Below are 26,503 nucleotides of genomic sequence, written 5' to 3' on the forward strand. Positions count from 1 at the left end.
GCGGCGGGCACCGGCGGCCGCCGTGGTGGCGCAACCCCCGGACGGTGCTGCCCGCGGGCATCGCCGCCGTGGTGCTGGGCGTCGTCCTCGGCCTGGTGCTCTCCGGCGGGGGCGGTTCCACCGCGGCCGCGCAGCCGGTCGCCCTGCAGCCGGCCGGCTCCGCCGGGCAGGCCCCGTTCACCGACTCCGTCGCCGGCCAGAGCCCCGCCCCGACCGCAACGGCGTCCGTCGCACCGCCGACCGGCGGCAACCGCAGCGGCGGCGACGTCGGCCTCTACGGCGGTACCATGAACGTCTCCAGCTGCGACGTGCCCAAGCTCAGCGGCTACCTCGCCGCCAACCCGGACAAGGCCAAGGCCTGGGCCGGCGTCGAGGGCATCCAGCCGAACCAGATCGACGGCTACCTCAAGGGCCTCACCCCGGTGGTGCTGCGCGCCGACACCCGCGTCACCAACCACGGCTACAGCAACGGCCAGGCCACCGCCTACCAGGCGGTGCTGCAGACCGGCACCGCCGTGCTGATCGACAACCAGGGCGTGCCGCGGGTCCGCTGCGCCTGCGGCAACCCGCTGACGCCGCCGGTCGACCCGGGCGCCCCCGCGAGCTACAACGGGCAGCCCTGGGCGGGCTTCGACGGCCGGCAGGTGGTCGCGGTGACGCCCGCGCCGCAGCCGATCCAGACGGTCGTGCTGGTGGATGCGAACGGTACGGCCTTCGGCCGGCCGGCCGGCGGGACGGGACACGACGACACCACGCACGTGACGATGCCGCCGACGACCTCCCCGCCCGGCTCCCCGTCGACCTCGGGCCCCGGCTCCCCGTCGACCAGCGTCCCCTCCCCCGGGACGCCGTCGACCTCCACCCCGCCCTCCGTCGGCCCGAGTTCCGGCCCGTCCGGCTCCGAGTCCGGCTCGCCGTCGGCGCCGCCCAGCTCGGCGCCCGCCTCGAAGGGCGGGGGCGGCCAGTCCTCGGCCGGCGCCGGTGCGTCCAGCGGGTCCGCCGGGGGCGCCTCCTCGGCCCCGCAGTCGCCCGCCGAGCCCGCCTCGCCGAAGTCCTGACCACACATCAGAGGGCCGGGCACCGCACTGTCGGTGCCCGGCACTAGCGTGCGCGGCACGGGATTCACCGGAAACCTCACCGTCGCCCGCCTGGACACCCCGCTGAGCGGCACGGCCGCCGTCCGGGCCGCCGGGGTCGTGGCCGACAGCTGTGCCGCCGCCGAGGGCTGGCAGCTGCTGACGAGCGGCGGCGACGGCCTCAGGTCGTCGGCGCTCGCGCGGGAGACGGGCGGCCCGCTGGTGAACGCCTTCGTGTTCGACAGCGACTTCGCCGTGGTGGAGGTGTTCGACACCGGACGGCCCGCCTGGACGTGCGTGCTCTCGCCGGAGGCCGCCCTCGACCACGACTGCCCGCAGGACCGGCTCGGCGACCCGGCCGAGACCGCCGCCACCGCCGCGGACTGGGCCGCCGCCCACGGCCTGGCCGCCGATCCCGAGGCGCTGGCGGCGGTGCTGGGTGCGGAGTCCGACCCGTTCGCCGAGGAGCTCGTCCTCGTCCTGCTCACCGCCCTCGGCCTCCCCGCCGGACTGCTGGCCCCGGTGGGCTGAACCGCCCGCGCACCGCCGAAACGGCCGTGTCGCCACCGGTCTGCCGGACGGCGGCGACCGGCTGGTAGCTTCGGGCCACATGGAGAGCACGCAGAGCATCGCCGGGTCCGTCCGCGCCGTTCTGGACGGCTGGGCGGTGCCGTACACCTGGCTGGAGATCGACCCCTCGTTCGCCGACACCGCGCAGTTCTGCGAAGAGTACGGCTACACGCTCGAGGACTCGGTCAACTGCATCCTGGTGGTCGGCAAGACCGAGCCGCGCCGCTACGCCGCCTGCCTGGTGCAGGCGACCCGCCGGCTCGACGTCAACCGGGCGGTGAAGCGGCTGCTCGGCGCCCGCCGGGTCTCCTTCGCGAGCGCGGAGGAGACGGTGGCGCTGACCGGCATGCAGGTCGGCGGGGTGACCCCGGTGGCGCTGCCGCCCGGGATGCCGGTGTACGTCGACGCGCCGGTGCTCGGCCGCACCGAGATCGTGCTCGGCGGCGGCGACCGGGCCGGCAAGCTGCTGATCGCCCCGGGCGCGCTGCTGGCCCACCTGCCGGGCGCCGAGGTGGTCGAGGACCTGTCGACCCCGCCCGCCGCCTGACGCCTCGAACCGGGCGGAACCGCCCGCACCCGGCCGCCGCGCCGGCGGGGACCTGGACGGAACGTCCAGCCGGTCCCCCTGGTGACACTCCATTTCGTCGCCTGCCAAACCGCGGTTCGGGTGCACAGAATGTGCGCCACACCGAACGAAGGAGGTGCCGATGGGGACGGAACCGACCGAATCGATCGCCGACGCAGCGGTTGCGCGCGCGCCGCTCGCCGGAGTGCTGGTCGCGGACTTCGGCCGGGTGCTCGCCGCCCCGTACGCCACGATGCTCCTCGCGGACCTCGGCGCGGACGTGGTCAAGGTCGAGCGCCCGGACGGCGGCGACGACACCCGGGCCTGGGGGCCGCCCTACGCGCCGGACGGCCAGGCCACCTACTACCTCTCGGTCAACCGCAACAAGCGCTCGCTCACCCTCGACCTCCGGGAGGAGGACGACCGCCGCCGCGCCCTCGAACTCGTCCGGCGCGCCGACGTGGTGGTGGAGAACTTCCGCCCCGGCACGATGGCCAAGCACGGCCTCGCCTACGAAGACGTCGCCGCCGCCAACCCGCGCGCCGTGTACTGCTCGATCACCGGCTTCGGCACCGGCGAGGGCGCCGCACTGCCCGGCTACGACCTGCTGATCCAGGCGGTCGGCGGCCTGATGAGCGTCACCGGCCCGGGCCCCGGGCAGCCGGTCAAGGCCGGGGTGGCCCTGGTCGACGTGCTCACCGGACTGCACGCCGCCTTCGGCATCATGGCAGCCCTGCGCGAACGCGACACCACCGGCCGCGGCCAGCTCGTCGAGGTCAACCTGCTCTCCACGCTGCTCTCCAGCCTGGTCAACCAGTCCGCCGGCTACACCCTGGCCGGCGCCGTGCCCGGCATCCTCGGCAACCGGCACCCGTCCATCGCCCCGTACGAGGTCTTCCGCGCCGCCGACCGACCGCTGGTGGTCGCGGTCGGCAACGACCGCCAGTTCGGCGCCCTCTGCCGCGGCCTGGACGCCCCCGACCTCGCCGACGACCCGCGCTTCACCACCAACGCCGACCGGGTGGCGCACGTCGAGGACCTCGCCGTGGAGCTCGGCGGCCGGCTGCGGATGCGCACCGCCGCCGCCTGGTTCGAGCACCTCACCCCGCTCGGCGTCCCCTGCGGACCGGTCAACGACCTCGCCGGCGCCTTCGGCCTCGCCGAACGCCTCGGACTCGCGCCCCGCACCGACCAGGGCCTGGTCGCCAACCCGATCGGCCTCTCCCGCACCCCGCCCGCCTACCGCCTGGCCCCGCCACGGCTTGGCGAGCACACCGACGAACTCCTCGCCTGGCTCGACGCACCCCATCAGCCCGCGAACAACCCCGCGAACCACCCCACGAACGGAGACCTCCCGTGACCGGCCCGATGAAGGACCCGCTGGACCTGCTCGACATCCCCTCGCTGCTCACCGACGAGGAGCGGGAGATCCAGGCGACCGTGGCCCGCTTCCTCGCCGACCACGTCCGCCCGAACCTGCCCGAGTGGTTCGAGAACGCGCACTTCCCGCGGGAGATCGCCCCCGAGCTCGGCAAGCTCGGCGTCCTCGGCATGCACCTGGAGGGCTACGGCTGCGCCGGCACCCAGGCCGTCGCCTACGGCCTCGCCTGCCTGGAGCTGGAGGCCGCCGACTCCGGCTTCCGCAGCTTCGTCTCGGTGCAGGGCTCGCTCGCGATGTACTCGATCCACCGGTACGGCTCGGAGGAGCAGAAGCAGGAGTGGCTGCCGCGGATGGCCGCAGGCGAGGCGATCGGCTGCTTCGGCCTCACCGAGCCGGACTTCGGCTCCAACCCGGCCGGCATGCGCACCAAGGCCGTCCGCGACGGTGACGACTGGATCCTCAACGGCGCCAAGATGTGGATCACCAACGGCGCGATCGCCGACGTCGCCACCGTCTGGGCCGCCACCGAGGAGGGCGTCCGCGGCTTCCTCGTCCCGCGCGGCACCCCCGGCTTCGAGGCCCGCGAGATCAAGCAGAAGCTGTCGCTGCGCGCCTCCACCACCGCCGAGCTCAGCTTCGCCGACGTCCGGCTGCCCGCCTCCGCGCAGCTGCCGGAGGCCCGCGGCCTCGGTGCACCGCTGTCCTGCCTGAACGAGGCGCGGTTCGGCATCCTGTTCGGTGCGGTCGGCGCCGCCCGCGACTGCCTGCAGACCGCCCTCGCCTACGGCGGCGACCGGATCCAGTTCGACCGGCCGATCAGCGGCTTCCAGCTCACCCAGCAGAAGCTCGCCGACATGGCGGTCTCGGTGAACAACGCCGCCCTGCTCGCGATCCACCTCGGCCGCCTCAAGGAGCAGGGCCGGATCCGCCCCGAGCAGGTCAGCGTCGGCAAGCTCAACAACGTCCGCGAGGCGATCGCCATCGCCCGTGAGTGCCGCACGATCCTCGGCGCCAACGGCATCTCGCTGGACTACTCACCGCTGCGCCACGCCAACAACCTGGAGTCCGTCCTCACCTACGAGGGCACCAGCGAGATCCACACCCTCGTCATCGGCCAGGCCCTCACGGGCATCCCCGCCTACCGCTGACGGCCTCGGACGGCTGCCGGTTCTCCGAACAGCGGCGCTGCTGTTAAGGGGCCGAATTCTCTACAGCATTCCTTTGTCTGCCGCCTTCCCTTAAGAATCAATGAGGCCCTCGCCGTAAATTGGCGAGGGCCTCATTGGCTCTGCTCTATTAAATTATTTAGGTGAACTTTCGACTACAGTTGGATTGCTATTCGGCGAACCTGTGAGAGGATTTCCTCAAGGTCTCGATCATCTTCGGGGCCCACATCGTCAGGGGTGTTCCATGGGGATGTCCTGAGGTCGTGGTGGCGTTCAAGCTCGGCGGCCAAAGAGTAAGCTGATTCGTAGATTTCTCCACGCCGAGAGGTTGTCTCGGAAACTCCCGCTAGGAAAACTTCTGCCACGGCATCAAGTCCTATTTGTCCGTCGCCATATTGATTCAGCGCTTCCTCGATCCGGCGCCCCCAGGCAGATCTCTCGTTGCCCATTTCCATTGAATTTAATCCAATTCTGACATCGGTGCGACTGGCGCGCTCAGGGCTTGTTTGGAATTCCATTTATGGAGCCATTCTTGACGAATCTCTGATGGCTCACCAGGAGTAGGCCGTCGCGCTCCTCGATAATCCACTCAAATCGTCCGACATTCCCATTCATCCCTCCAGGGACCTGGATAATGGTGAAGGGCCGCTTGTCCCCTCCGATACGTTGGAATACTGTTCCGTGCTCTTCGATATCATCGATGGCCAGGTCTGCGGCGCGGTGTACCGCATCCTGCTTCAGCCCCGAGCCCCATCGAGGAAGATCTCGGACTGCAGTTGCAGCTTCAGTAGGGGTTGTTGGAACTCCTGAAACGCACGGAGTCGAGTTGTGAACAAGGATCGGCGCCTGGCCGGCCAGCACATAGTACGCGTGATAGGCGACCCCTTCCTGAGTGCGTTTTCGCAGGTGAGCGGCAATCTACCGGTCCGTCAACGTCCGTGGAAGTGCGTTGTTGTCCGGCCCTGTTGCCGTCAGAGTTGCCGTCAGAGGTCTACACCACCGGGGTTTGCGGTGGGCGGCAGTGAGGGCGGTGGAGCGGGCTTTGGCCGGTGTCCTGCCCGGGTTGGGGTCGGGCATGGTCAGGGGGCCGTAAGCTTGCCCGCGATCTCGGGCAGGCTTTGGGCCTGCCCGCAATTGGCCCGAGTGGCCCCCTGGCCTTGCCCGACGCGGGCCCCGGCCCGGGTAGGTGGGTAGAGCACGCTTCGCCGCCCGGCCCGCGCCCGAGCACCGAGCCCCGCCCTGGTGCGTCAGTGTTGGGCCCCCCTGCCCACGGCGAGCCCCTCGGCCCTCCCGGTCTGCACCAACCCGGCGACGCGGCTCGGATGCTGGCCGATCCCGCCTTCCCTGGCTGGCCCCATTGTTGGCCTGCTACCGGGCCGTCACCGGGCCCTGCCCGGCCCTTTCTCCGCTTTTGCGCGCGCAGGTAGCCGGGCCGTCGCGCGGTGGGGCGTAGACAGGAAGCGCGGGGCGGCTCGGCCTGCGGGCGCGCGCGGCCCGCGCAAGCGGGCCGCCTTGAACCCGTAAGGAAAGTTTCGACGCACTCCACCACCAGGGCCGTGTCTCGCTGAACTGCTGAACCGGCCTGCCCGCCACCGCTGTTCACTGGACTGGCCATGTCCGCACTGGACTACGGCACAGCCGATGGTCGAGAGGCCCGCTCTCCTGCGCCCCGAGGCGGCAGCCCCACGTGCCGAGGACGAGGCCGGGCTCAGCTACGGGCGCTCACTTCGCTGGCCACGATGATCCGGCCGCCGGCCTTCCGCACGGACCGGCTGACTCGGGCCTTCTCGTCGGGCAGGACGGAGAGCATCTCGCCGGTGGGGACGATGATGGTGTCGGCGTCGCCGTCGAGGAGCATCTGCAGCGCGTAGGTGAGTCCTCGGCGCTGGTCGGGTTCGGTGGCGCCCTCGTCGTCGTGGATGACGCCCGCGAGGTGCAGGCCCGACTCGCGGGCGATCCGCTCGCACATAGCCTGCCGGGTGACGACGGGCTCGTCCTTGGCGGTGCACAGGTAGACGACGGCGGTGGGCTTCGCGGGCTTGGTCATCTCTTCGTCCCATCTCAGTTCGGCTCGGCGCGGACCGTTGGTGACGTATGTCGGTCCGTGCCGTTCGTGCGGTTACTGAGATCGTCGGGCGTCGCCATCGGGTGGCCCAGGAACGTGTGGGGTCAGTTCGCCTGCTGGCCGGTGTGGATCTGATACGTGGTGTCTCTGCCGGGCTGGTCAGAGTTCAACGGCGAGGAAGTCGGCGAGTTCGACGAGCTGTGGGGACAGGCCGCGCTTGCGGCGGGTGACGAGGGTGGTGGCGATGTCGCGGGCGTATCGCTGGTAGCGCAGCCATTCGGGGGCGGCCTGCTTGATGCCGAGCAGGATGTCGGCGGCCGGCGCGTAGTCGCGCTGTTCGGTGTGGGCGGCGGCGAGGTCGAGCAGGTGGCGGTTGCGGTTGTTGGAGGTGGAGCGGGCGGGTGCGGTGACCTGGCCGGAGAGCTGGAGGGCCTTGCCGTACTCGCGCAGGACCATGGCGTTCTCGACCTCCTTCATGGCGACCGTGTTGGGGCCGAAGGTCGTCCAGTACTCGTGGTAGTCGATCACGTCCCTACCGACCAGGACGGCGGCGGCCTTGGCCTGCCGGAGCATCTCGTCCGCCTCCGGGGTGCGATTGTTGCGCACGGCCGCAGCCGATCCCCGAAGTAGCAGCCAGCCCCACGTTCCGAGGTGGCTGGCGGTGGAGTGCCGGAAGGACGGCTCGATGGCGTCCGCCGTGGCGACGGCCACGTCTTCGGCCTCGTCGAAGCGGCGCTGCCGCAGCAGTAGCCAGCACAGCGAGACCACCGCGGACGCCCCGAGGACCTGGTTGCCGCTGCGCTCGGCCAGGTCGATCGCCCGGTTCAGCGCCTGGTAGGCGAGATCGTCATGCCGCAGGTGGATCAGCGTGGAGCCCGCCAGCTGGTACGCCGACGCCTGTACTTCCAGCGCCGTCAACCTGGCTTCTCCTTCTGCCAGTTCGGCGACCTGGGCGGCCTCGGTCAGCACGCTCGGCAGTGCTCCGAGGGTGGCCGCGTAGTCGTCGCCCTGGTAGAGGCGGTTGCCTTCGCGCACTGATGCGCGGACGCTGGTGATGGTCGGGGCGTCGTGAGCGTCGTCAGCGTGGGTCACCCGGCCCAGGCCCCGGGCGGGTGTGATCACCCGACGGATCGCCAGAATCCCGGCCGGGTCGACCTCCGGGGCGACCGGGGCCTCGATGGGGCCGGTCTGCATGAGATCCGTCGTCTTCACGCCCAATGCCTGGGCGAGCTGGCGCAACGTGCCCATGCGGGCGCTCTCGCGGTCGTTGCGCTCCAGCTTCCGGATGGTTGCCACCGACACCCCGGACGCCTCCGCGAGCTGCTCCTGCGTCATGCCCCGACGTCGGCGCAACCGCCCGATCCGGTCCCCGATGCTCTGCGCCATGGCCACCCCTGAACCTGCGTTTTCGTTCCTCGCCAACGGTACGCCGCCCGCCAGGAACCGATGTGAACAGCGGCCGACCGTAACCGACCGGGTGATCCCGCTCGTCAGGACCGCTGGATTCAGCCGGGCTTCCGCGCAGTGCTCTTCTTCGGCTTGGCGCCGGCCTCCAGGGCTTCGATGCGCTCGCGCATCTCCTCGATCTGCTCCAGCGCGTCCTCCAGGACGTCGGACAGGTGCTGGATGCGCTGGCGCGTCATCAGCTCCTCCGGAGATGGGCCGCTGTAGGTCTCCAGCGCGCCCGGGACCGCCGAGAGCTGGCCTACGGCCACGGCCTCCACGACTCTCATGCCGCCCGTCTCGGTGGGGACGCCACGACGGATGCGCGTTCCCTTGCCCTCGACCAGCAGGAGGACGAGCGCGTGGTGGGCGGCCTGCTCGTCGATGCCGAGCATCTCGGCGACCTGCTCGTCGGTGAGTTCGGTCCCCTCCTGGAGCGTCCCGTCGGCGATCTTCTTCGCCAGATGCTCGTAGGCGAGACGGGATGCCATCGTCGGGTCGTCCGCACTCTGTACGAAGACCTCCGGAGTGCCGCAGGACTCGTCCCGAGTGAGCCATCGCTCGTCGAGGAGTTTGCGGATTGCCGCGTCGACCGCCGCGATGGGAGCGCCGTACTGCTCGGCGAGGCTGTCACGTGAGGGCAGCTTGGCCCCGGATGCGAGGTCGCCGGCGCGGATCTGGCGCTCCAGGTCTGCGCTGATCGTCTGGTAGGCGCGCTCCAGGTCTACGGTCTGGCTGACGAAGGTGCCCTTGCCGGGCTTCGAGACTGCCCAACCCTGCTCCCGCAGCAGGGCCATGGCTTTCTGCACGGTCAGGCTTGACGCCTTGTAGGTCTTCATGAGCTGGCTCTGCGAGGGCAGCAGCTGTCCGGGCCGCAGGGCGTTGTCCCTGATCTGCTGTTTCAGGTCGTCGGCGATGCGCTCGAAGGTCAGGCGAAGGCCATCGGGCTGGGACACCAGTCCCCCTCTGTTGGGCGTGCGGGTTGAAGGCAGAACGGTGCCGACCGCATCCGCCGGTCACCAGGGTAGTCAGCCATGGATGGGGTGGAAACCATTCGAATAGGGATGGGCTTGGATGGGGTCGGATGGAGTGTGCTAACGTTCCGGCACGTGATCGCACCAGCGGCCACACGAACCCCACCCGTTCCGGGAGGAACACATGCGCACCATCCCCGTCGACACCACCGCCGCCACCGCGATGCTGGGCGTCGTCCGCGACAAGGTGAAGGACTTCCAGACCGGCGAGATCGCCCTCGACAAGGAGACCGGCGCCAAGCTGCTCGTCGCGGACGTGATGTTCGTCCTCGACGGCCGCGCCGAGATGATCTCCGTCACCGTCCCCGAGACCGGCCTCGCCAAGGGCACCAAGCCCGGCGCGCTCGTCGCCTTCACCGGCCTCGTCGCCACCCCGTGGGAGAACAACTTCAACGGCCAGGCCCGCCACGGCATCGCATTCCGCGCCTCCGCCATCACCGCGAAGGCGGCCTGACCATGCTGACGACCACTCCGTACATATCGCCCGACACCCTGCTCTGGCTGCTCGTCCCGGCCACGGCCCTGCTGCTGGGGCGGATGGTCTTCGTCTCGGTGCGCTGGCTGCGGGCCGACACCGAGACCCGGATCAGCCTCGGTCAGGCCCGCCGCATCCGGCGCACCTGGAAGCGGCTCGCTCCGATGGCCGAACTCGCCGCCAAGGACGCCACTCCGAGTGGCCTGGAGCACCTGAACGCCGACGGCAAGGCGATCAAGCCGAAGATCCGCATCCCCCGGATCACCACCAAGGCCGACGAGTTCGGCGTCACCGTCACCGCCAACACCCTGCCCCGCGTCGGCCTCGAAGCCTGGCAGGACGCCGCCGACGACCTGCGCAACGGCTGGGGCATGACACGCGTCAAGATCACCCAGCCCAAGCCTGGTCAGATCACCGCGCGCGGGTTCCGCCGCGAACCACTCGACACCCTCGTACCCTCGCCCATGTTCCGGGCGGACGGCACGCTCGCGGTCGAACCCGGCTCGCTCACCACGGCCGACGATGTCCTGTTCGGGTGGGACGAGGACGGGCAGCGGATCCGCCTAAACCTGGCCAAGAGCGCGCACGGCCTCATCGCCGGGGTCACCAGGTCCGGCAAGTCGATCACCGTCAACACGCTCCTCGCCTACGCGTCGCTGATGCGGGACGTGCAGCTGATCGTGATCGACCCCAACCTCGCGGCAGCCGCCCCCTGGTGGCGCACCGCCCACAAGGTCTCGGCCTCCGTGCACCCCGACGAGGCGTCAGACGTCCTCGCCTGGGTCCGCGAGGAGATGAACCGCCGCGAGAAGCTGTTCTGGTCAGCAAGGACCGACCGCATCACCGCGTTCAGCGAGAAGCTGCCGCTCCTCGTGGTGGTGATCGACGAGGTCGCCAACTACACCCGGCATTCCGACCGCAAGGCCCGCGAGCGGTTCGAGGCCCAGCTCCTGGCGATCGCAAGCCAGGGCGCGAAGTTCGGCATCCGCCTCTGGCTGATCACCCAGAAGCCCTCGGCCGACGTGCTGTCCACGGCGATGCGCACGAACCTGTCCGCGCGCATCTGCCACCGGGTCGACACCGTGGAGGACTTTCTCCACCTTTTCCCGGACGGCCGGGAACTGGAGGTCAGCGCCGCCGACCGCGAGATGCCGCAGGGCGTCTCCATCGCCTCCATCGGCGACACGCGCGCCCCCGTGCGGATGCGCTCGGTCTACCTGCCCACCGAGGCGTGCTGGCAGATCAGCGACGCCATGTGCCACTCCGGACTCCAAGTCCGTGACCTGCCCACCGGCACCGACTACGTGAAGGCCGCCTGATGCGCACCCCTCTTCGCCTTCGCTCCAGATCCCGGCGGGCCTCCGCCGCCCGCAGACCCCATCCCGGCAGGGGCGCGACCTCCCACCTCCGCCCCTGCCGGGGCCCACCCCTCACCGACTTCCGGCGCGCTCACGCCGTGACGCAGAAGGGTCATGCCCTCATGACGTTTCCCACCCCCGACACCCCTACCGCTCCTCCGCTGTCGCCGCAGGACATGGCCTCGCTCGGTTCCCTCGGCAAGCTTCCCGGCCTGGTCCGCCAGCTGACCACGCTCGGCGGGTGCTCCCGCCCGGTCCGCCTCGACGGCCACCGGACCGAGGTCGACTCCGCCACCGGCATGATCCTCCGCCACCTCGACTCCGCCGAGATGCCCGCCGGATGCCTGCTCGTCCGCTGCGGCAACCGCCGCGCCACTCGCTGCCCATCCTGCGCTGAGGTCTACCGCCAGGACACCTTCCAGCTCATCACCGCCGGCCTGCGCGGCGGCAAGACCGTCCCCGAAACCGTGGGACGGCACCCCAGGGTCTTCGCCACCTTCACCGCCCCCTCCTTCGGCCCAGTCCACAACCGCCCCACCGGCCCGTCCGGTTCCGGCCGCCGCTGCCGCTGCGGCCAGAACCACGCCGAGGACGACCCTGCTCTCGGCTCCCCCCTCAGCCCGGACCGCTACGACTACCAGGGTGCGGTGCTCTGGAACGCCCACGCCCCAGCGTTGTGGTCCCGGTTCATGCTCAACCTCCGCCGCGAGGTCGCTCGCCTCGCCGGAGTGGCCCAGCGCAAACTGTCCACGGTCGTCAGGGTGTCGTACGCCAAGGTCGCCGAGTACCAGCGACGCGGACTCGTCCACTTCCACGCCGTCATCCGCCTCGACGGACCGGAAGGCAACACGTCCCTCCCACCCACCTGGGCCACCGTCGACCTGCTGACCGACGCAATACACGCCGCCGCTGCCCGGACTGCCGTCGTCGGGCCGGAACTCAGCGGCGAGACAACCACCTTCGAGTTCGGCAGCCAGCTCGACGTGCGCCCGATCCGAACCGCCGACTTCGACGGCGGCACCCAGATCACCGAACGGGCCGTCGCCGCGTACATCGCCAAGTACGCCACCAAGGGAGCCGAAGGAGCCGCCGGAACCCTCGACCAGCGGCTGCGGCTGATCGGCGAACTCGCCCAGTGGGACATCCCCGTCCACGCCGAGAAGATGATCCGCACCGCCTGGGACCTCGGCACCCGCCCCGAACTCGCCGACCTCAAGCTCCGTGCCTGGGCGCACATGCTCGGCTTCCGAGGCCACTTCTCCACCAAGACCCGCACCTACTCCACCACCCTCGCCGAGCTGCGGCAGGCACGGGCCGAGTGGCAGCGCTCGCAGTCCGGAGCACCAGCCACTGGACCTGACGAAGCGTCCACGCTCGTCCTCTCGCACTGGGCGTACTCCGGCATCGGCCTCACACCCGAACTCGCCCGCCTCGCCGCCGCCGTCACACCGCCGGTCAAGCGAAGCGGGGTGGCCTCCGGTGCGTGACGACGAACTCCTCACCGTCCCCGAGGTCATGGCCCGACTCAAGATCGGCCGCTCCACCGTCTACGACCTCATCCGCACCCGGCGAATCGCCTCGATCACCATCGGCCGCGCCCGCCGCATCCCCGCCCACGCCCTCGCCGACTACCTCCACGCCCACCTGGAAGAAGCAGCCTGATGACCACATCCCGCCCTGCCCGCAAGAGCCGCGCCAACGGTGAAGGCACGCTCTACCAACGCCAGGACGGCCGCTGGGAAGCCGCCGGCTACGTCCTGGCCACCGATGGCAGCCGAAAGCGCGTCCGCGTCTATGGCACCACCCGCAAGGAGGCCTCCGACAAGCTCACCGAGCGCATCGCAGCGAGTAACCAAGGACGAGCCGTCGCGGCAGCCGACAGTACCGTGACCGCGTATCTCACGTACTGGCTGGACAGCGTCGCCGTCCACCGCCTCCGCGAGAACACCCACACCCGCTACCGAACCTGCGTCCGCATCTACGTCATACCCGGCCTCGGCCGGAAGAAGATCGCCCATCTCACCGCCAAGGACGTCCGCACCTGGCTCGACCGGCTCCGCATCACCTGCCAGTGCTGCGCTCGCGGGCTCGACAAGCAGCAGCGCTGCTGCGCGGTCGGCCAGTGCTGCGGCAAGCGGCTGTCCCCACTCACCGTCACCTACGTCCACTCGGTGCTCAAGTCCGCACTGGAGCACGCCGTCCGCGAGGACGAACTGCCGCGCAACGTCGCCCGCAACATCAAAACCGGAGCTCCCCGGCCCCGGCGCTTCGAACCGCTCACCGTCGCCGAGGCCAGGCGGTTCCTCGCATCCGTCGAGGGGCACCGGCTGCGGGCCCTGTTCGACCTCGCGCTCCGCACCGGCCTGCGCAAGGGCGAACTCCTCGGCCTGCGCTGGGAAGACCTCGACCTGGACAACGGCACCGCCAGCATCCGCCGCACCCTCCAGCGCACCCCCACCGGCGGCCTGACCACCCTACCCACCAAGACCGTCAGCTCCGAGCGCCGCATCGCCCTGCCAACCGAGTGCGTCCACTCACTCAAGCGCCACCGCGAACAGCAGGACCGAGAGCGCGAGGCCACTGGTGCGGTCTGGACAGAGAGCGGCTTCGTCTTCACCGCGCCTGACGGCTCACCCACCGAACCCTCCACCCTGACCCGGCACTTCACCGTGCTGTGTCAGACAGCCGGGCTTCGCCGCATCCGGTTTCACGATCTCCGACACACCGCCGCGACCCTGCTCCTCGAACAGGGCGTCGAGCTTGTGGTGATCAAGGAACTCCTCGGTCACGCTCACATCGGCGTTACCGCCACGGTTTACGCCCACGTCAGGCTCCGCCTCCAGCGGCAAGCCATCGACACCCTCGGCAACGCGCTCCGAGCGTCCGAGACCCCTGACGACCCGCCAAGTGCAGAACCCGTCCGCTGACGTTGCCGTCAGCGTTGCCGTCAAGACGCCAAGAAGCCCTCCCCAGGACGCACCACGGGGAGGGCTTCTATCGTTGGCGCTTATTTACAGGGCGTTAATTAAGCCCACTGTAAAGAATCACCTCTTCGCGCGCCGGTCCGGTTACGGGGATCCGCTTCCACCACCATTCACGTTCACTCCCAGGGCGAGCGTCCACCTTTTCAACACGGAGCAGATCATCCGGCTCCGTGAAGGAGATAAAACGGCTGTCGATTTCCGAGAGTAGGATTTCGAAGTGGGATCTCAGTGCGACATCAAGAGCCCCCAGTCCATCCTGGATGAAATCCCGGAGGACCAAAGCGGCGACCAAGTCGTGCGCCCCCCATACGGACCTGTCCGAGCTGGGCAAGGAGAGGTCTGCCTCAAGCTTCTCTACGTGAGCCTTCCAAGAAGCCAGAAGCTGGGGAAGAGTGATACTCCGCTGGCCAGAGAGGTGGACGACCACCCCCTCCAACGCGCGCACGTCATCGGGGGACAGGCGTCCAGAAATCCAGGACAGGTCAGAATTGGTCACGATAGTCACGGCTTTCCAAGCGAACCGGGGTAGTATGCCGTACTCTTCCACGGCATATCATAGTTGACGATCACCCTCACGCCCCTGTAGTCAAACTGCGCGGCATTCTGGTTGCCGATACGAGCCGGTCCAGCCTGGCGCAAAGTCGTTTCAATCTCTGTTGCCGTCGGTCGCCCCATGGTCGGGTTCCCATCTCCCGTATGACCATTCACGAATTCCACGATCTCGTCAAGCGAGTACTCGCTTCCATGGAAGTCCTCTCCACCAAGATGGTCACCGATCTTTCCACCAATCGGCTCGCCGCAGAATGGACCGCTATTGTGCACGAGAATCGGCGTGGAACCCGCGAGTACATAGTACGTGTGGAGCTCGTCTACCGTGAGGTTGTGCATGTCGGCGGTGCCGGACACCGTACGGGTGGCGGTGACAACAGCGGTGCCGTTTGGCGTTGCGAGGTAGTGCCCCGGGGCCAGGCGGTCTGCCGTGGTCCAGGTGTGGGTGGTTTCGTCCCAGAAGGGGTGGTGGGCGGTGGTGTGGACGGTGCTACTGGTGCCGTCCTCGGACTGGACTTGGACGTCCACGAGGTCGGTGTCCTTGTTGAGCCAGGTCGTGGTGACCGTTCGGGCGCCGATGTCCTTACCGGTGTCCGGATCGGCTGCCTCGACCTTGTCCCCGGGACGGATGTCCCTAATGGGCTTCAGCGTGCCGTCGGCCATGAGGACGAGGGTGTCCGGGCTGAAGCTGTTGCAGCCCTTGAGCCGGTTCACGATGCGGCTTCTGAATGATCCCGCATCGGCCTTTGCTGCTCCGGCACCCTTCAGGGAGCCGAGTCCGTCGGCCATGAGGAAGGCGAATTCCTCGGACTTCGCGCTGAGTGCGTCGAACGCGCCCTGACTGGCACCGCAGTCGTTGACGATGCAGTAGGTGGCGGCGATGCGCTTGGCGCCGGCGACGTCGTCGTGCTTCTGGAGGTAGCGGGCCGCCTGGATGCAGGCTTCACGCCCAAGGCAGAGGTAGGACGTCTGTCCGTTCTCGCCGCGGTGTGCGCCGAACCAGAAGTCGCCGTTGAACGCCTGCTGGCCGTACGTGAAGTCGAAGTACCAGCGGAGCAGTTCGTCCCTGTCGTTGCTCTTCGGGGTGAAGGTGGCGATCAGGTTGCTGATGACGGCGTCTTCGTCGGCCCAAGGGTTGCCGCCCGAGCCGCCGCCTCCGCCTCCGCCCCCGCCGTCCCCGCTGCCGCCCGGTGCGTTGCCGCCCGAGTGACCGCCGGTCGGGCAGTTCGCTTCCTCGCCACCGCAGTTCAGCATCTGACCGCTCGGGTCGCTGAACGTCAGCGGGTTGTTGTCGCTGTAGGTGTAGCCGGCGAGGGCCTGCGGGTCAGTGGGGACGAGGAGGGGGTCCACGCTGGTGAACCGGCCGGTGGCCGGGTCGTAGTCGCGGACGCCCAGGTGGGTGAGGCCGGTCGGTTCGTTGGTGCCGCTGAGGAAGCCCCGGGTACCGGCCCAACCGGTGGGCTGGGTGCCGCGGGTACCGCCGAAGGGGGTGGAGCGGCGCTGGCTGGCGGCGTTGGTGGTGGCGTCGATGCCGAGTTCGGCGGTGCCGTGGTGGTCGTTGATCTGGAAGGTGACCGCGTTGTCGTCCGTGCGGACCGCGGTGGCCGCGCCGAGCGGGTAGTAACGGGTCGCCTTCGCCTTGAGGGCCCCCTTGACGAGGTTCAGCTCGGTGTTGCCGAGGTAGAGCGTCCAGTTCTCGGCGGCGGGAGCGGCACTGTCCAGGTTGTGGGCGAGGAGCCGGTTGCCGTCGGCGTCGTACAGGTAGTCGGTGGTCCGGGCCGTCTTGGTGGTGGTGCCGCCGGTCGTCACGGAGACCGTGTCGTTGACGGACGCCAGGCGGCCCTCGGTGTTCCAGGTGAGGTCCTGGTCGCTCGACCGGTCGGCCGCGGGCTTGAGGTGACGGGCCAGCGTGTTGCCGGCCGCGTCGTAGCCGTAGGTCTCCGGGACGGGCGTTCCGAGCGCGCCGACGACAGTGCTCGTGCCGCTCAGCGCGTGGGGCTGCGCGGCGGTGGCGGCGGGGTAGGTGTAGCCGGTGGTCGCGTCCTGGCCCGTGTTGCCCGCGGGGTCGTGGCGGGTCTCAGTGGCGCGGGTGCCGTTGGTGTTGTAGGTCCAGCTGGTCCAGTACGGCGCCGGGCCGCCCAGCTGGGTGCCGGTGGGACTGATCGGGCAGGTCGCCCCCGAGGGGGTGAAGGCCTCGGTGAGGCGTGCCAGGTAGTCGTACTGGAAGCACTGCCGGTCGGTCCCGTACGAGGACGTGTCGGTCAGCGAGGTGACGTTGCCCGCCTGGTCGTAGGTGTAGGCGGAGGCCCGCACCGGGGTGGGGTTGTTCTGCAGGGTCGTGCTGCTGGCCTGCAGGCGCTGGGTGCCGAACTCGTAGGAGTTGGTGACGGTGATCTGCTTGTTGGCGGTGCCGTTGGACAGGACGGCCTGCTGCGGCTTGCCGCTGTAGTCGTAGGTCTGCCCGGACAGGTACGGGATGCTGCCCGTGCCGCTGGCCGCCGTGGGCCGGTGCAGGGCGTCGTAGGTGAACGCCACGGACTCGCCGGCGAGGTTGCCCGCGGTCGGGTAGGAGATCGAGGCGACCGTGCCGTCGAGGCTGTAGATCGTGCCGAGGGTGTAGCTGCCGGCCAGCTTCTCCTGGCCGGGGACGGAGGGAACGGTGTAGGTGGTGCGGCCCGGCCGGTAGAGCTTGTCGAAGAACGAGTACGCGGTCTTGTACTCGTAGGTGGTGCCGCCGACGGTGGTGAACCGGCTGGCGGTGGAGAGCTGGCCCTTGTTGCCGGCCGGGTCCCAGGTGCGGGAGGTCAGCAGCGGGCCGGTGGCCGTGCCGTCGTGGGTCTCCAGCGGTCGGCCGAGGTTGTCGTAGACCGTCGCGACGGTCTTCCCGCGCCCGTCCGTGGTGCTGACGGCCTCGCTGCGGTCGTTGTAGGCCGTGGTGGTGGTGCCCGCGTCCGGGTCGACGGCCTTCGTCCGGCGGCCGAGCTGGTCGTAGGTCCAGGACCAGCCGGTGCCGGCCGGGTCGGTGAGACCCGTCAGGTTGCCCGCACGGTTGTAGGAGTAGCTGGTGGTGTCGTAGGCCCCCGTCGGGGTCGACGCCTTGTACTGGCGCAGCTCGGTGGTGCGTCCGGCCGCGTCGGTGATCGTGGTGGTGGGGGTGCCGCCCTGCGGCGGGGTGACGGTCGTGCGGTCGCCGCCGTAGGCGATCAGGGTGCTGGCCAGCGCCGTGCCGGGCCCGTTGCCCTTGAGCAGGGTCGTCTTGGTGACCCGGCCGAGGCCGTCGTACTCGTTGCGGGTCTGGGTCTCCACACCGGTGGTGTCCGCGACGGTGGCGAGCGTCGCGCTGGGCGCGCCGGTCGCGTAGTACGGCGCGTACGTGAGGACGGTCTGGCCCCGCTCGTCGTAGAAGGCGTCGGTGATCAGCCGACCGTTGTTCGGCCCGGGTTCCTGGGTCTGCCGCACGCGGCCGAGGCCGTCGTAGACGGTGTACGAGGTGTCCTGGCTGCTGTCCTTGTTGACGGTCTTCGTGGTGACCGAGGCGGCCTGCTGTCCGGAGGCCGCGGTGTACGCGTACTCCAGGTTCGGGCTGCCGGGGTTGTTGAGCTTCAGGTGGTCGGGCCGCCAGACCTTCAGCGTCCGGCCGAGCGCGTCGTAGACGACGTCCGTGCGCAGGGTGTTGGCGTCGATCGAGTCGACGGTCTGGCCCCGCAGCAGGTCGTGGTCGGCCGTGGTGGTCTGGGCCGTCGTGGCGTCCCCGGCCTTCGCCGGCGGCGTGGTGACCGTGGACCTGGTCGGCCGGCCGGTGGCCGGCGTGTACGCGGTGGTGGTGGTGCGTGCGCTGGTGGACGCGGTGGTGACCGGCCCGGGCGTGCCGGTGGTGTCGAACACCGTGGTCGACGCGAGGCTGGTGCTGGTCAGGATCCGGCCGTAGACGTCGTACCCGGTGGCGTTGTCCAGGTACGTGGCCTTGGTGCCGGTCTGCGACTTGAGGGTCTCCTCCAGTGTCGCGTCGCCCTTGGTCGGGGCCGCGCCGTAGGCCTGCCCGTCGTACCGGGTGCGGACGTCGGCGAGGACGTCGGAGGTGCCGTCGCCCTTGGTGGTGCGGTCGACGGTCGCACCGCAGTTCGCCGCGACCGTCTCGGCGCGGATCGCCTTGTTGAGGATCCATGCGCCGGTGTTGTCGGCGTAGGTGGTGCGGGTGCACTGGTCGTCCGTGGTGACGGCGGTGTCGCCGAGACCCTCGGACTGGGTGGTGCGGCCGTAGTCGTCGAACGTGCTCTTGGTGCGGGTCTCGCGCCAGGCGCTGCCCGCCCCGTTGTCGAGCGAGGTGAAGGTGCGGGTGTCCTGGGTGCCGGTGAGGTTGGCGGTGGTCGTGCCCCAGTCGCGGACGCGGGTGGCCGTGGTCTTCTTCCACGGTGTGTTCACCGTCTTGGAGAGGACCTTGCCGCCCGGCCCGTCGTACTTCTCCGTGCGGTACTCGTACCCGGCCCAGGCGTCGTCGTCGGTGATCGGGTTGCCGAGGCCGTCGTCGACGGAGACGGAGCGGGTCTTGGTCCGGTCCGTGGCGTCGGTGCGGTCGCCGTCCGTTCCGCGCAGGAAGAAGTGCTCGCCCTGTGTGGACATCCCGCTGTTGCCGCCGGTCTCGACCCGGACGCGGCCGTAACCCCGCCACTGGGACCAGGTCTTGAGCTTCTCCTTGGTGATGCCGTCGAGGTCGTCGAAGTGCCAGGCCGCGTCACCGAGGTACGTGTAGTGCGTGACCATGTCGGGCGCGCCGCCCGTGCGGTCGGTCACCAGCACGCTGTCGACGAGGTACTTGTTGAACCACTCCGTGGTGACCGGGACGTCGTTGGTGGGCTGGTACTGCTGCGGGAAGCAGCGCGTGGTGTTGGTCTGCGGCGTGGGCAGGTGGTTCTCGTCGCAGGCGGCGGCGGAGTAGTTGACGTCGATCTGCCCGCCGACCTCGTCGATCACGGTGCCCAGGCGCTGCTTGATGAAGGGTGCGCGGCCGTCACCGGTCTTGTCGAGCCGGTTGACCAGCTGCTTGTAGACCAGCGTGGTCTTCGGCACCACCACGGCCGAGGGCGACTCGGCGGTGGTCGCGTTGCCCGTCCGCTGGACGGAGGTGAGCAGCAGTTGGTAGTCGTAGTCCGCGGTGCCCCAGCTGTGCGTCAGGTCCCAGGTGTCGACCGGCTTCAGGGTTCCGTCGGCGCGCAGGGTGCTGGCGACGACCTGGCTGAGCCGCGTCCGGGTGAAGAAGGTCGGCGAGTACCGGCCGTTGTCGCAGTCCTTGCCGGTGTCGCAGTTCTGGTCCCACGGGGTGTCGTACCAGTACTGGCGGTTGGTGTTGATGTTCGCCGGGTCGCAGAGCGAGGCGGTGGCCTCCAGGCAGCGCTCCGCGGTCTTGAACTCCACCCGGGCCATCGGCTGGACGGTGGCGGAGTAGATGTCGCCCTGCTGCTGCCCGTAGTCGATGTGGTCCAGGTGACCGCCGCGGACGTACGGCGTGCGGTCGGTGGCCTTCAGGTTGCGCCCGTAGTTGTTCCCCTCGGGCGTGTACCAGTAGGTGATGTCGTTGCCGTGGCTGTCGACGACCAGGTCGAGGTTCCAGCGCCAGCCCTGCTGGCACCACGACGACGCGAAGCCGCTGCTGTTGTAGCAGGGCTCGCCGCTGTTGTTGCCGAACACCGGCACGGTGTAGACGGACTTGGTCTCCGCCTTGCCCGAGGCCCAGTTCGGCAGCCGGTTGTAGCCGAAGTAGTAGGCGGTGCCGTCGGTGGTGGTGGCGCGGAAGTACTCGCCGTCGTTGTCGCCGTTGCCCCGGTTGGCGTCGCGCAGGCGGACGATCTTGGTGCTGTCGTCGCCCTTGATCCGCCATTCGTCCGCGGAGACCGGGATCAGTTCGCCGCTGTGGCCGGCGAAGGCGATGGTGGCGTTGTCGGTGGCCCAGCACAGGTCGCCCGGGTCGGCGCCGTTGGTCTTCGGCGCGCCGTCGTCGGCACAGGGCTTGTAGGTCCGCTCGACGAAGCCGGAGTCCATGCTGAAGCCGTCGCCGACCCAGGAGCCCTGGTTGTTGCTGTTGACGGTGCGTCCGTCGATGCTGCCCGAGTTGTAGGCGAGCCCCAGCTTCGGGGTGAGTCCGCCCGGCATCTCGGTGAGCGGCATGTCGTAGGACCAGGTGAACGACCCGCTGTTCAGCGACGTCGACCAGGTCGAGGCCGAGGAGAGCGGGGTCGCCTTGTAGTCACCCGACGGGCCGCCGGAGCCGACGGTGGCGGCGAGGACGGTGCTGCCGCCGGTGGCCTGCAGACGCAGCTGCCCGGCGGGTGCGGCGGGTGCGGTCAGCGGGACGCCCTCGGCCCGGACGACCTGGTGCTCGGTGTCGTTGCCGCCCTTCAGCGGCGTCTGCACCCGGCACTCGGGCTTCTCGGGCGTCGTCAGTACGCACGCCGGGAGCCGGACCAGGCGCAGTCGCGCACCGAATCCGGCACCGCCTGCCTGGGCGAAGGCGCTGTAGTCGACCGCGACCTCGGCCGAGGTGCCGGACGGCCCGGTCGGCGCTCCGACGGTCATCAGCACGCCGGAGATCCCGGCCCGTTCGGCCGCGTCCCGGCCGAGGACCTGGACGTCGGCCGACACTCCGCCGGGCGTGCTGCCGGCCGCCGTCAGGCTGACGGGGAGCGCCCCCGCCTTGGCGTCCTTCCCCGGGGCGAGCGCGGCCTTCGCCGTGCCGGCCTTGGGCCAGGACACCTGGCGCGCGGCCGGGGCGCTGAGCGTGGTGTTCGCCTTGGCGGCCTTCACACCCGCGTTCTTGACCTTCACCGGCGTGCCCGGTGACGGGACGGCGGGCTTCGTGAAGCCGGCCGCGGACGCCGCCGCGGCCAACGGCACCGTCGGCAGCAGTGATCCGATCAGAACGGCAGCCACCACGGCTGCCGTTCTCGGCCGGGACCGCCCTGCGGCAGCCCTGTTCCTACTCATGCGTGTCTTCCTCGTGACGGTGCCCCGGGCGGGGCGCATCGGGAACGGCGGGCGCGGTGCGCCCGCCGTGGTCCCCGCGGCCGGGCGGCGGCGGGGAACGAAGGGGTGAGGGGCGGCCGGTGCGCCGTCCGCCCCTCACGTCGGGTCTGCCGGTCAGAAGAGGCCGGAGGTGGCGACCACGGTGTTGGGATTGACCAGTTGCTCGATCTGGTGGTCGTCGAGGACGCCCTGGAAGGCCCAGACGTCGTCCACCTGGCCGGAGAAGTACTGCCCCCAGGTGCCGGCGGACTTCGTGCCACCCATGTCGACCCGTGCCTGTCCGCTGACGGCGGATGCCGCGTCGAACGGCCTGAAGGCCGGCTGGGCGGTGCTGCGGGCCGTACAGCCGAGGGGCTGACCGTTGCAGTTGCTCATATCCGGCACCCCGTCGACGAGGAGCGAGAGCTGGCCGGCGAGGCCGTCGTACACCACGGTGAGGTGCGACCAGTTGCCGGTGTTCTGGCCGGGTGCGTGCACCGCGGTGGCGGTCGCGCCCGTGGTGCCGTCCGTGCCGGCGACCGTCGCCTGCCACTCGCCCTTAGGCTGCTGGGTGGTCGGGTCGAGGCCGAGGTAGTGCCAGCGGACGCTGACCGCCGTCCCACTGGAGCCGGGAACGGAGAGGAGCGTCATGTCGCGGGTCGCGTCACCCGCCTGGCCCGCCCACATGGTCAGCGTGAAGCTGCGGTCCGTGTGGAGCGGAGTGGTGGTGCTCTCCGCGGCGCCGGTGGTGCCGTCCAGGTTGAGCGCGGTTCCGTCGAGGTAGACGCTGGGAGCATCGGTGGCGGCAGTGCCCACCAGGGTGGCGTGGGCGGCCGCCGGCGAGTCGTCCGGCGTGGTCGCGGGCGTCGTCCCGCTCTGCTCGTCGAGCTTCCAGCGACCGGCGACGACCGGCTTGGAACGGACCGCCGAGGCGATCTCGGGGCCGGTGACGACCCGGTCCCAGACCCGGACCTCGTCGATGTCGCCGTCGAAGAACTCGTTGCTCGCGCCCTCCTTCGCGCCCGCGCCGGCCTGGAGGAACCCGGGCGCCGCCGTCGGGGCGGTCTGCGTGAAGTCGGTCTCGGACACGAGGAATCCGTTCACGTACAGCCGGATCTTCCTGGCCGTGGCGTCGGACACGCCGACCAGGTACGTCCACTGGCCGTCGGAGGGCCCGAAGCACGGTGTGGTACCGGGCGTGGCCGATGTGCAGCTCGGCTGGGAGGCCGTCACGAGCGCGGCGGTGGCGGTGTCCTCCTTGTAACGGGTGAACACCCACTTCTTGGTGTCGGCCGCGTACGACAGGGCGAACTCGCCGACGTGGGCACCGGACTGGGTGACGATCGTCCGCTTCCTGGTGTCGCTGTCCGCGGGCTTCGGCAGCCGCGCCCAGGCCGCGACCGAGAAACTGCGGGTGGCGTCCACCGCGGGGTGCGCCGTGTGCGCGCGGTCGTCCACACCGTCGAAGGTCGCCGCGGTGCCGCGGACGCCGGCGGACTGGATCTTCGCGCCGCCCTCCAGAGCGAGCGCATCGCTTTCCGGGGCTCCGGCCGTCGAGGTCGCGCCGGCGGGCTCGTCGAAGTGCCACACCGACTTGGCGGGCACACCGCTCGACAGGGCCGCGTCGCCGGCGACCTGCGCCACCTCGGAGGCGGACAGCGCACGGCTCCACATCCGGGCCTCGTCGAGGGAACCCATCCACGGGTCGACGTTGGCACCCATGTAGCGGAGCCGGCCGAACTCGAGCGGGCCGACGGCTCCGAACGACGACGGAGCCGCGGCCTGGGCCACCAGCGTGCCGTCCACGTAGAGGAACACCTTCGCCGCGGCGGAGTCGTAGACGCCGGTCAGGTGCGTCCACCGGTTGGGGACGACGGCGGTGGTGCCGGTGGCGGACTGCCAGCCGAAACCGTTCGCGAGGTCCTTGGTGAAGGTGGTGAACGACCACTTGCCGCCGCGTTCACCGAGGTCGAAGAAGGCCGTGTTGGCACCGGCCTGGCTGACCGCCGTGCGCGTCACGTCGGCATTGGCGATGTTCGCCCAGACCGAGACGGTGAAGCTCCTGCCCGTGTCCAGCAGCCCGGCCGGGCCGTCGACGTAGGCGCCGCCGGTGCCGTTGAACGCCAGCGCGGTGCCGGCGTGCCCGGCGGCCTGGAGGCTCGTGCCGGTGTTCAGCGCCGCGGTCACCTTCGCGGGCGTGCCCGCGGTCGCGGTGCCCCCGGTGTCGTCCATGGACCAGTTGGCGCGCTCGGTCTGCCCGTCCAGCGCGTTGAAGAAGTACGTGGTGAGCCCGGACGCATGGTCGGCGGCGTCGACGGCTCGGACGACGATGCGGTGCTGGCCGGGGGTGGTGGGCAGCACGCTGATCGACTGCGGTGCGCCGTTCGTCGTGGCGAGGTCGTGGTCGGGTGCGGCGGTGTCGACGCCCCACTGGTACTTGACGACGTCGTTGTCGGGCGCGTCCAGCGTGAAGGTGCCGTACCGGCCCACGCCGTCGGCGGCGGCCAGCGGCTTGGTGATGTCGTCGACCACCGGGTACGTGTCCGACGACACCACGGGAACGCCGGGGGCCGTGGTGTCGAGGAAGAAGTAGCAGTTGGTCGGGTCGCCGTCGGACGACCAGGGGCCCCAGCTGGCACCGTCCCAGGCCCTCATGTCCCACCCGTAGGCTCCGACGGTCGCGGCCGGCAGCGCCGGTAGCTGGTATGAGAAGACGGATCCGGAAGCCTTGAAGGTGTTGCTCGCCGGGGTGGTCGTCTCGGTGCTCCCGGTGGACCACCAGCGGCGGCGGTAGCCGGTGCCGTCGTCCCAGCCCACGGCGAACTGGACGCCGATGGCCTCCCCGTCCGGGTCGGTCGCCGTCGCGTTGATCTTCGGCCACGTGGTGACGGTGGTGCCGGTGGAGACGCAACTGCCCGGTGTCATGCTGAGGGCACTGATCGGGCTCTGGCGCGGCGGAAGGTTGTAGTTGACGCGGAGGTAGGCGTCGTCGGTGAAGCGCTTCCAGCCGTACGAGTCGCTCTCGTTCTCGGCCTTCAGACCGAAGGTGATGGTCGGCCAGTTCCAGTTCGCCGCGTTCTGGACGAGGTCCTTGACCGGCCCGGAGGTGCCGCCGAACTCCAGCCAGCCACCGGGACAGGTGCTGTCGTAGCCCTTCGCGGCGTTCGCGGTCTGCAGCTTGCTGCTCCAGAACCCGGCTGCGTTCTGGCTGTTCCAGGTCAGTTTGTTGGTGATGTAGCCGGTGCTCCACAGCTCCACGGGCCGCGCGCTGCAGGAGTACGAGTGGCTCTCGTAGGTGCCGAACTCGGCGCTGAGGATCTGCTTGCCGATGAACTGGCTGTTGGGTATCTGGAAGAACGCGCGCTTCACGTCCTTCGGAACGCAGCGGCTGGTGTCACCGCAGTACCCGACACCCCAGTCGTGGACGTAGGAGCCGGTGCTGCTGAAGTGCCAGTACGGCTGGGTGGGGTAGTACTTGGAGACGCCCGCCCAGTCCGTGGCGGTGGGGGTGTTCCACGCGGGGTCGATCATGACCGGGAAGACCGTGGCCGGGTCGTCCAGCATGGTCTGGTCCGGCGTCAGCACGAGCCTGTCCAGCGCCGCCGGGAAGTCGACCGCGATCCGGGAGACCTTGGCGTCCTCGTGCGGCGCGTAGTCGTCGGCCTGACCGGTGGTGCCCGTCGCCGCGGGAGCGGCGTCCGCTCGCGCGGCAGGGACTGCCGGGGCGGCCTTCGGCTTCACCCCGGTGGTGTTCTCGGCGGCCTTCCGCGACGAGTCCCACATGACGGGGGTCGGCGCCGTGAAGACCACCCCGCCGGCGCCCTTGTCCACGGCGGTCAGGGTGCCGTCCGCGGCCTCCTTGAGGGCCAGGCCGTCCGCCTTGAGCCCCAGCCGCAGGGTGTCCAGCGCAGGGTTCTTCGCCGCCGCCGGGGTGCGGACGACGACGAGCTGGGTGAAGCCCGTCCGGGTCGCCGTGAGGCGCAGGTCGACGTCGGGGAGGATCGACCGGTATTCGGCCGTGCTGCCGTCCACCACCGGCGCCGGCAGGACCGTCGGCCACGACAGGCTCAGCTCCCGCCCGCGGGAGACCATCCGCACCAGCGGTTCGCCCGCGCCGCCGCCGGAGAAGACCACGTCGGCCGTTGCCGCCGCTGGAGCCAGCGTCCCGTCGGTGCGCCTGCGGAGCGTGGGGTCGATGTCGACCCAGGCCCCCGACTTCCGTACGCGGTGCGGCTGCACGTACGTCGTCGTCACCAGCCGGCCGTCGGGCTGGGCGGCGGTGTCGCTGTACTCCGACCGCTTGGTGGCCACGTCGACGGGCTTGCCGGTCCGCTCGGCCTCCGCGACCGCGGAGCGCTCCGCACTCGTGGGGGCCTTGGATGCGTCGTCTCCCCAGCCGTTGGCCACACCGATGGTCGACGAGGAACTCGTCGCGGCAGCCGTTGGCACGGCCCCGATCCCGCCCACCATGCCTGCAATGGCAGCGGCGGCCACCCACCTGGAGGGTGACCACCCCCACCCGGGTCGCAACAAAACCACGACACACCCCAGCTTTAACCGAATCTTAAGTTGGCAGCACGAATGATGATCATCGAGAAATGTTTAGTCAATGTGCTAGAGGGGGAATGTGAGCCCGCGTCACCGCAGCGCCAGGTGATCATTACGTGGCAAGGCGAACCAAAAACGGACAAGCCTGCCGGGATGAGTGTGATCGGACTCACACGCTTTCAGGTGATGTATATTCAAGAACTGAATGTCCGTCATGTGCTTCCGCCCGTTCGGCATTTCGCCCGACTCAATCCTGACGACACATCAATGACGCAGTCAGAAAAGGCGTCGAG

General features: G+C 69.9%; 15 protein-coding genes. 10 read left to right on the plus strand and 5 right to left on the minus strand.

Going from position 1 to position 26,503, the window contains the following annotated elements:
- Nucleotides 1-44 precede the first annotated feature (44 nt).
- The 5 genes from AB0O09_RS02755 to AB0O09_RS02775 all read left to right on the plus strand — a co-directional run bounded on the left by AB0O09_RS02755 (nucleotide 45) and on the right by AB0O09_RS02775 (nucleotide 4,740).
- Nucleotides 45-1,058: a DUF6777 domain-containing protein gene (locus tag AB0O09_RS02755; protein ID WP_363539513.1), complete on the plus strand. Its 1,014-nt coding sequence runs from the start codon at nucleotides 45-47 to the stop codon at nucleotides 1,056-1,058.
- A 33-nt stretch (nucleotides 1,059-1,091) separates the two neighbouring features.
- Nucleotides 1,092-1,607, plus strand: coding sequence for a hypothetical protein (locus AB0O09_RS02760; protein WP_363539515.1), 516 nt, complete (start codon nucleotides 1,092-1,094; stop codon nucleotides 1,605-1,607).
- Nucleotides 1,608-1,686: 79 nt separating this feature from the next.
- On the plus strand, nucleotides 1,687-2,193 hold the full coding sequence (locus AB0O09_RS02765) for a YbaK/EbsC family protein (protein ID WP_363539517.1): 507 nt from the start codon (nucleotides 1,687-1,689) through the stop codon (nucleotides 2,191-2,193).
- A gap of 160 nt (nucleotides 2,194-2,353) precedes the next feature.
- Nucleotides 2,354-3,571, plus strand: a complete 1,218-nt coding sequence (locus AB0O09_RS02770; RefSeq protein WP_363539519.1) for a CoA transferase — start codon at nucleotides 2,354-2,356, stop codon at nucleotides 3,569-3,571.
- Between the two features lie 8 nt (nucleotides 3,572-3,579).
- Nucleotides 3,580-4,740 carry an acyl-CoA dehydrogenase family protein gene (locus AB0O09_RS02775; protein ID WP_363539753.1) on the plus strand — a complete coding sequence of 387 codons (1,161 nt, stop codon included), beginning with the start codon at nucleotides 3,580-3,582 and terminating at the stop codon, nucleotides 4,738-4,740.
- Between the two features lie 1,726 nt (nucleotides 4,741-6,466).
- Here the strand turns inward: AB0O09_RS02775 and AB0O09_RS02780 are convergent.
- From AB0O09_RS02780 to AB0O09_RS02790, 3 genes are all read right to left on the minus strand, one after another.
- Nucleotides 6,467-6,805 carry a hypothetical protein gene (locus tag AB0O09_RS02780; RefSeq protein ID WP_363539521.1) on the minus strand — a complete coding sequence of 113 codons (339 nt, stop codon included), beginning with the start codon at nucleotides 6,803-6,805 and terminating at the stop codon, nucleotides 6,467-6,469.
- Between the two features lie 177 nt (nucleotides 6,806-6,982).
- Entirely contained in the window at nucleotides 6,983-8,209 is a 1,227-nt protein-coding gene (locus tag AB0O09_RS02785) for a helix-turn-helix transcriptional regulator (protein WP_363539523.1), read from the minus strand.
- Nucleotides 8,210-8,328: 119 nt separating this feature from the next.
- A complete protein-coding gene (locus AB0O09_RS02790; protein ID WP_363539525.1) occupies nucleotides 8,329-9,222 on the minus strand; it encodes a GntR family transcriptional regulator in 894 nt (297 codons plus the stop codon).
- A 202-nt stretch (nucleotides 9,223-9,424) separates the two neighbouring features.
- Here AB0O09_RS02790 and AB0O09_RS02795 point away from each other — a divergent pair, with 202 nt between their 5' ends.
- The 5 genes from AB0O09_RS02795 to AB0O09_RS02815 all read left to right on the plus strand — a co-directional run bounded on the left by AB0O09_RS02795 (nucleotide 9,425) and on the right by AB0O09_RS02815 (nucleotide 14,060).
- The gene (locus tag AB0O09_RS02795; RefSeq protein ID WP_363539527.1) at nucleotides 9,425-9,754 is read left to right on the plus strand and encodes a hypothetical protein; all 330 of its coding nucleotides are present in this window, start codon (nucleotides 9,425-9,427) and stop codon (nucleotides 9,752-9,754) included.
- 2 nt (nucleotides 9,755-9,756) lie between these two features.
- On the plus strand, nucleotides 9,757-11,094 hold the full coding sequence (locus AB0O09_RS02800; protein WP_363539529.1) for an FtsK/SpoIIIE domain-containing protein: 1,338 nt from the start codon (nucleotides 9,757-9,759) through the stop codon (nucleotides 11,092-11,094).
- Between the two features lie 215 nt (nucleotides 11,095-11,309).
- On the plus strand, nucleotides 11,310-12,620 hold the full coding sequence (locus AB0O09_RS02805) for a replication initiator (RefSeq protein ID WP_363539755.1): 1,311 nt from the start codon (nucleotides 11,310-11,312) through the stop codon (nucleotides 12,618-12,620).
- Nucleotides 12,613-12,795, plus strand: a complete 183-nt coding sequence (locus AB0O09_RS02810; RefSeq protein WP_363539531.1) for a helix-turn-helix domain-containing protein — start codon at nucleotides 12,613-12,615, stop codon at nucleotides 12,793-12,795. Before AB0O09_RS02805 ends, AB0O09_RS02810 begins: the two co-directional genes overlap by 8 nt.
- Complete coding sequence (locus AB0O09_RS02815; protein WP_363539533.1) at nucleotides 12,795-14,060, plus strand: tyrosine-type recombinase/integrase; 1,266 nt, start codon at nucleotides 12,795-12,797, stop codon at nucleotides 14,058-14,060. Before AB0O09_RS02810 ends, AB0O09_RS02815 begins: the two co-directional genes overlap by 1 nt.
- Before the next feature lie 558 nt (nucleotides 14,061-14,618).
- Here AB0O09_RS02815 and AB0O09_RS02820 read toward each other — a convergent pair.
- Nucleotides 14,619-21,593 carry a polymorphic toxin-type HINT domain-containing protein gene (locus AB0O09_RS02820; RefSeq protein WP_363539535.1) on the minus strand — a complete coding sequence of 2,325 codons (6,975 nt, stop codon included), beginning with the start codon at nucleotides 21,591-21,593 and terminating at the stop codon, nucleotides 14,619-14,621.
- A gap of 204 nt (nucleotides 21,594-21,797) precedes the next feature.
- Entirely contained in the window at nucleotides 21,798-26,111 is a 4,314-nt protein-coding gene (locus AB0O09_RS02825; protein ID WP_363539536.1) for a LamG-like jellyroll fold domain-containing protein, read from the minus strand.
- Between the last annotated feature and the right edge of the window lie 392 nt (nucleotides 26,112-26,503).

The sequence above is a fragment of the Kitasatospora sp. NPDC093679 genome (assembly GCF_040683455.1).
GTDB lineage: Bacteria > Actinomycetota > Actinomycetes > Streptomycetales > Streptomycetaceae > Kitasatospora > Kitasatospora arboriphila.

What these genes read in the sequence shown, in the direction of transcription:
- AB0O09_RS02805 (WP_363539755.1), top strand. Translation starts at nt 11,310, where the DNA reads ATGGCCTCGCTCGGTTCCCTCGGCAAGCTTCCCGGCCTGGTCCGCCAG.
- AB0O09_RS02795 (WP_363539527.1), top strand. Translation starts at nt 9,425, where the DNA reads ATGCGCACCATCCCCGTCGACACCACCGCCGCCACCGCGATGCTGGGC.
- AB0O09_RS02770 (WP_363539519.1), top strand. Translation starts at nt 2,354, where the DNA reads ATGGGGACGGAACCGACCGAATCGATCGCCGACGCAGCGGTTGCGCGC.
- AB0O09_RS02780 (WP_363539521.1), bottom strand. Translation starts at nt 6,805, where the DNA reads ATGACCAAGCCCGCGAAGCCCACCGCCGTCGTCTACCTGTGCACCGCC.
- AB0O09_RS02765 (WP_363539517.1), top strand. Translation starts at nt 1,687, where the DNA reads ATGGAGAGCACGCAGAGCATCGCCGGGTCCGTCCGCGCCGTTCTGGAC.
- AB0O09_RS02775 (WP_363539753.1), top strand. Translation starts at nt 3,580, where the DNA reads ATGAAGGACCCGCTGGACCTGCTCGACATCCCCTCGCTGCTCACCGAC.
- AB0O09_RS02800 (WP_363539529.1), top strand. Translation starts at nt 9,757, where the DNA reads ATGCTGACGACCACTCCGTACATATCGCCCGACACCCTGCTCTGGCTG.
- AB0O09_RS02815 (WP_363539533.1), top strand. Translation starts at nt 12,795, where the DNA reads ATGACCACATCCCGCCCTGCCCGCAAGAGCCGCGCCAACGGTGAAGGC.
- AB0O09_RS02785 (WP_363539523.1), bottom strand. Translation starts at nt 8,209, where the DNA reads ATGGCGCAGAGCATCGGGGACCGGATCGGGCGGTTGCGCCGACGTCGG.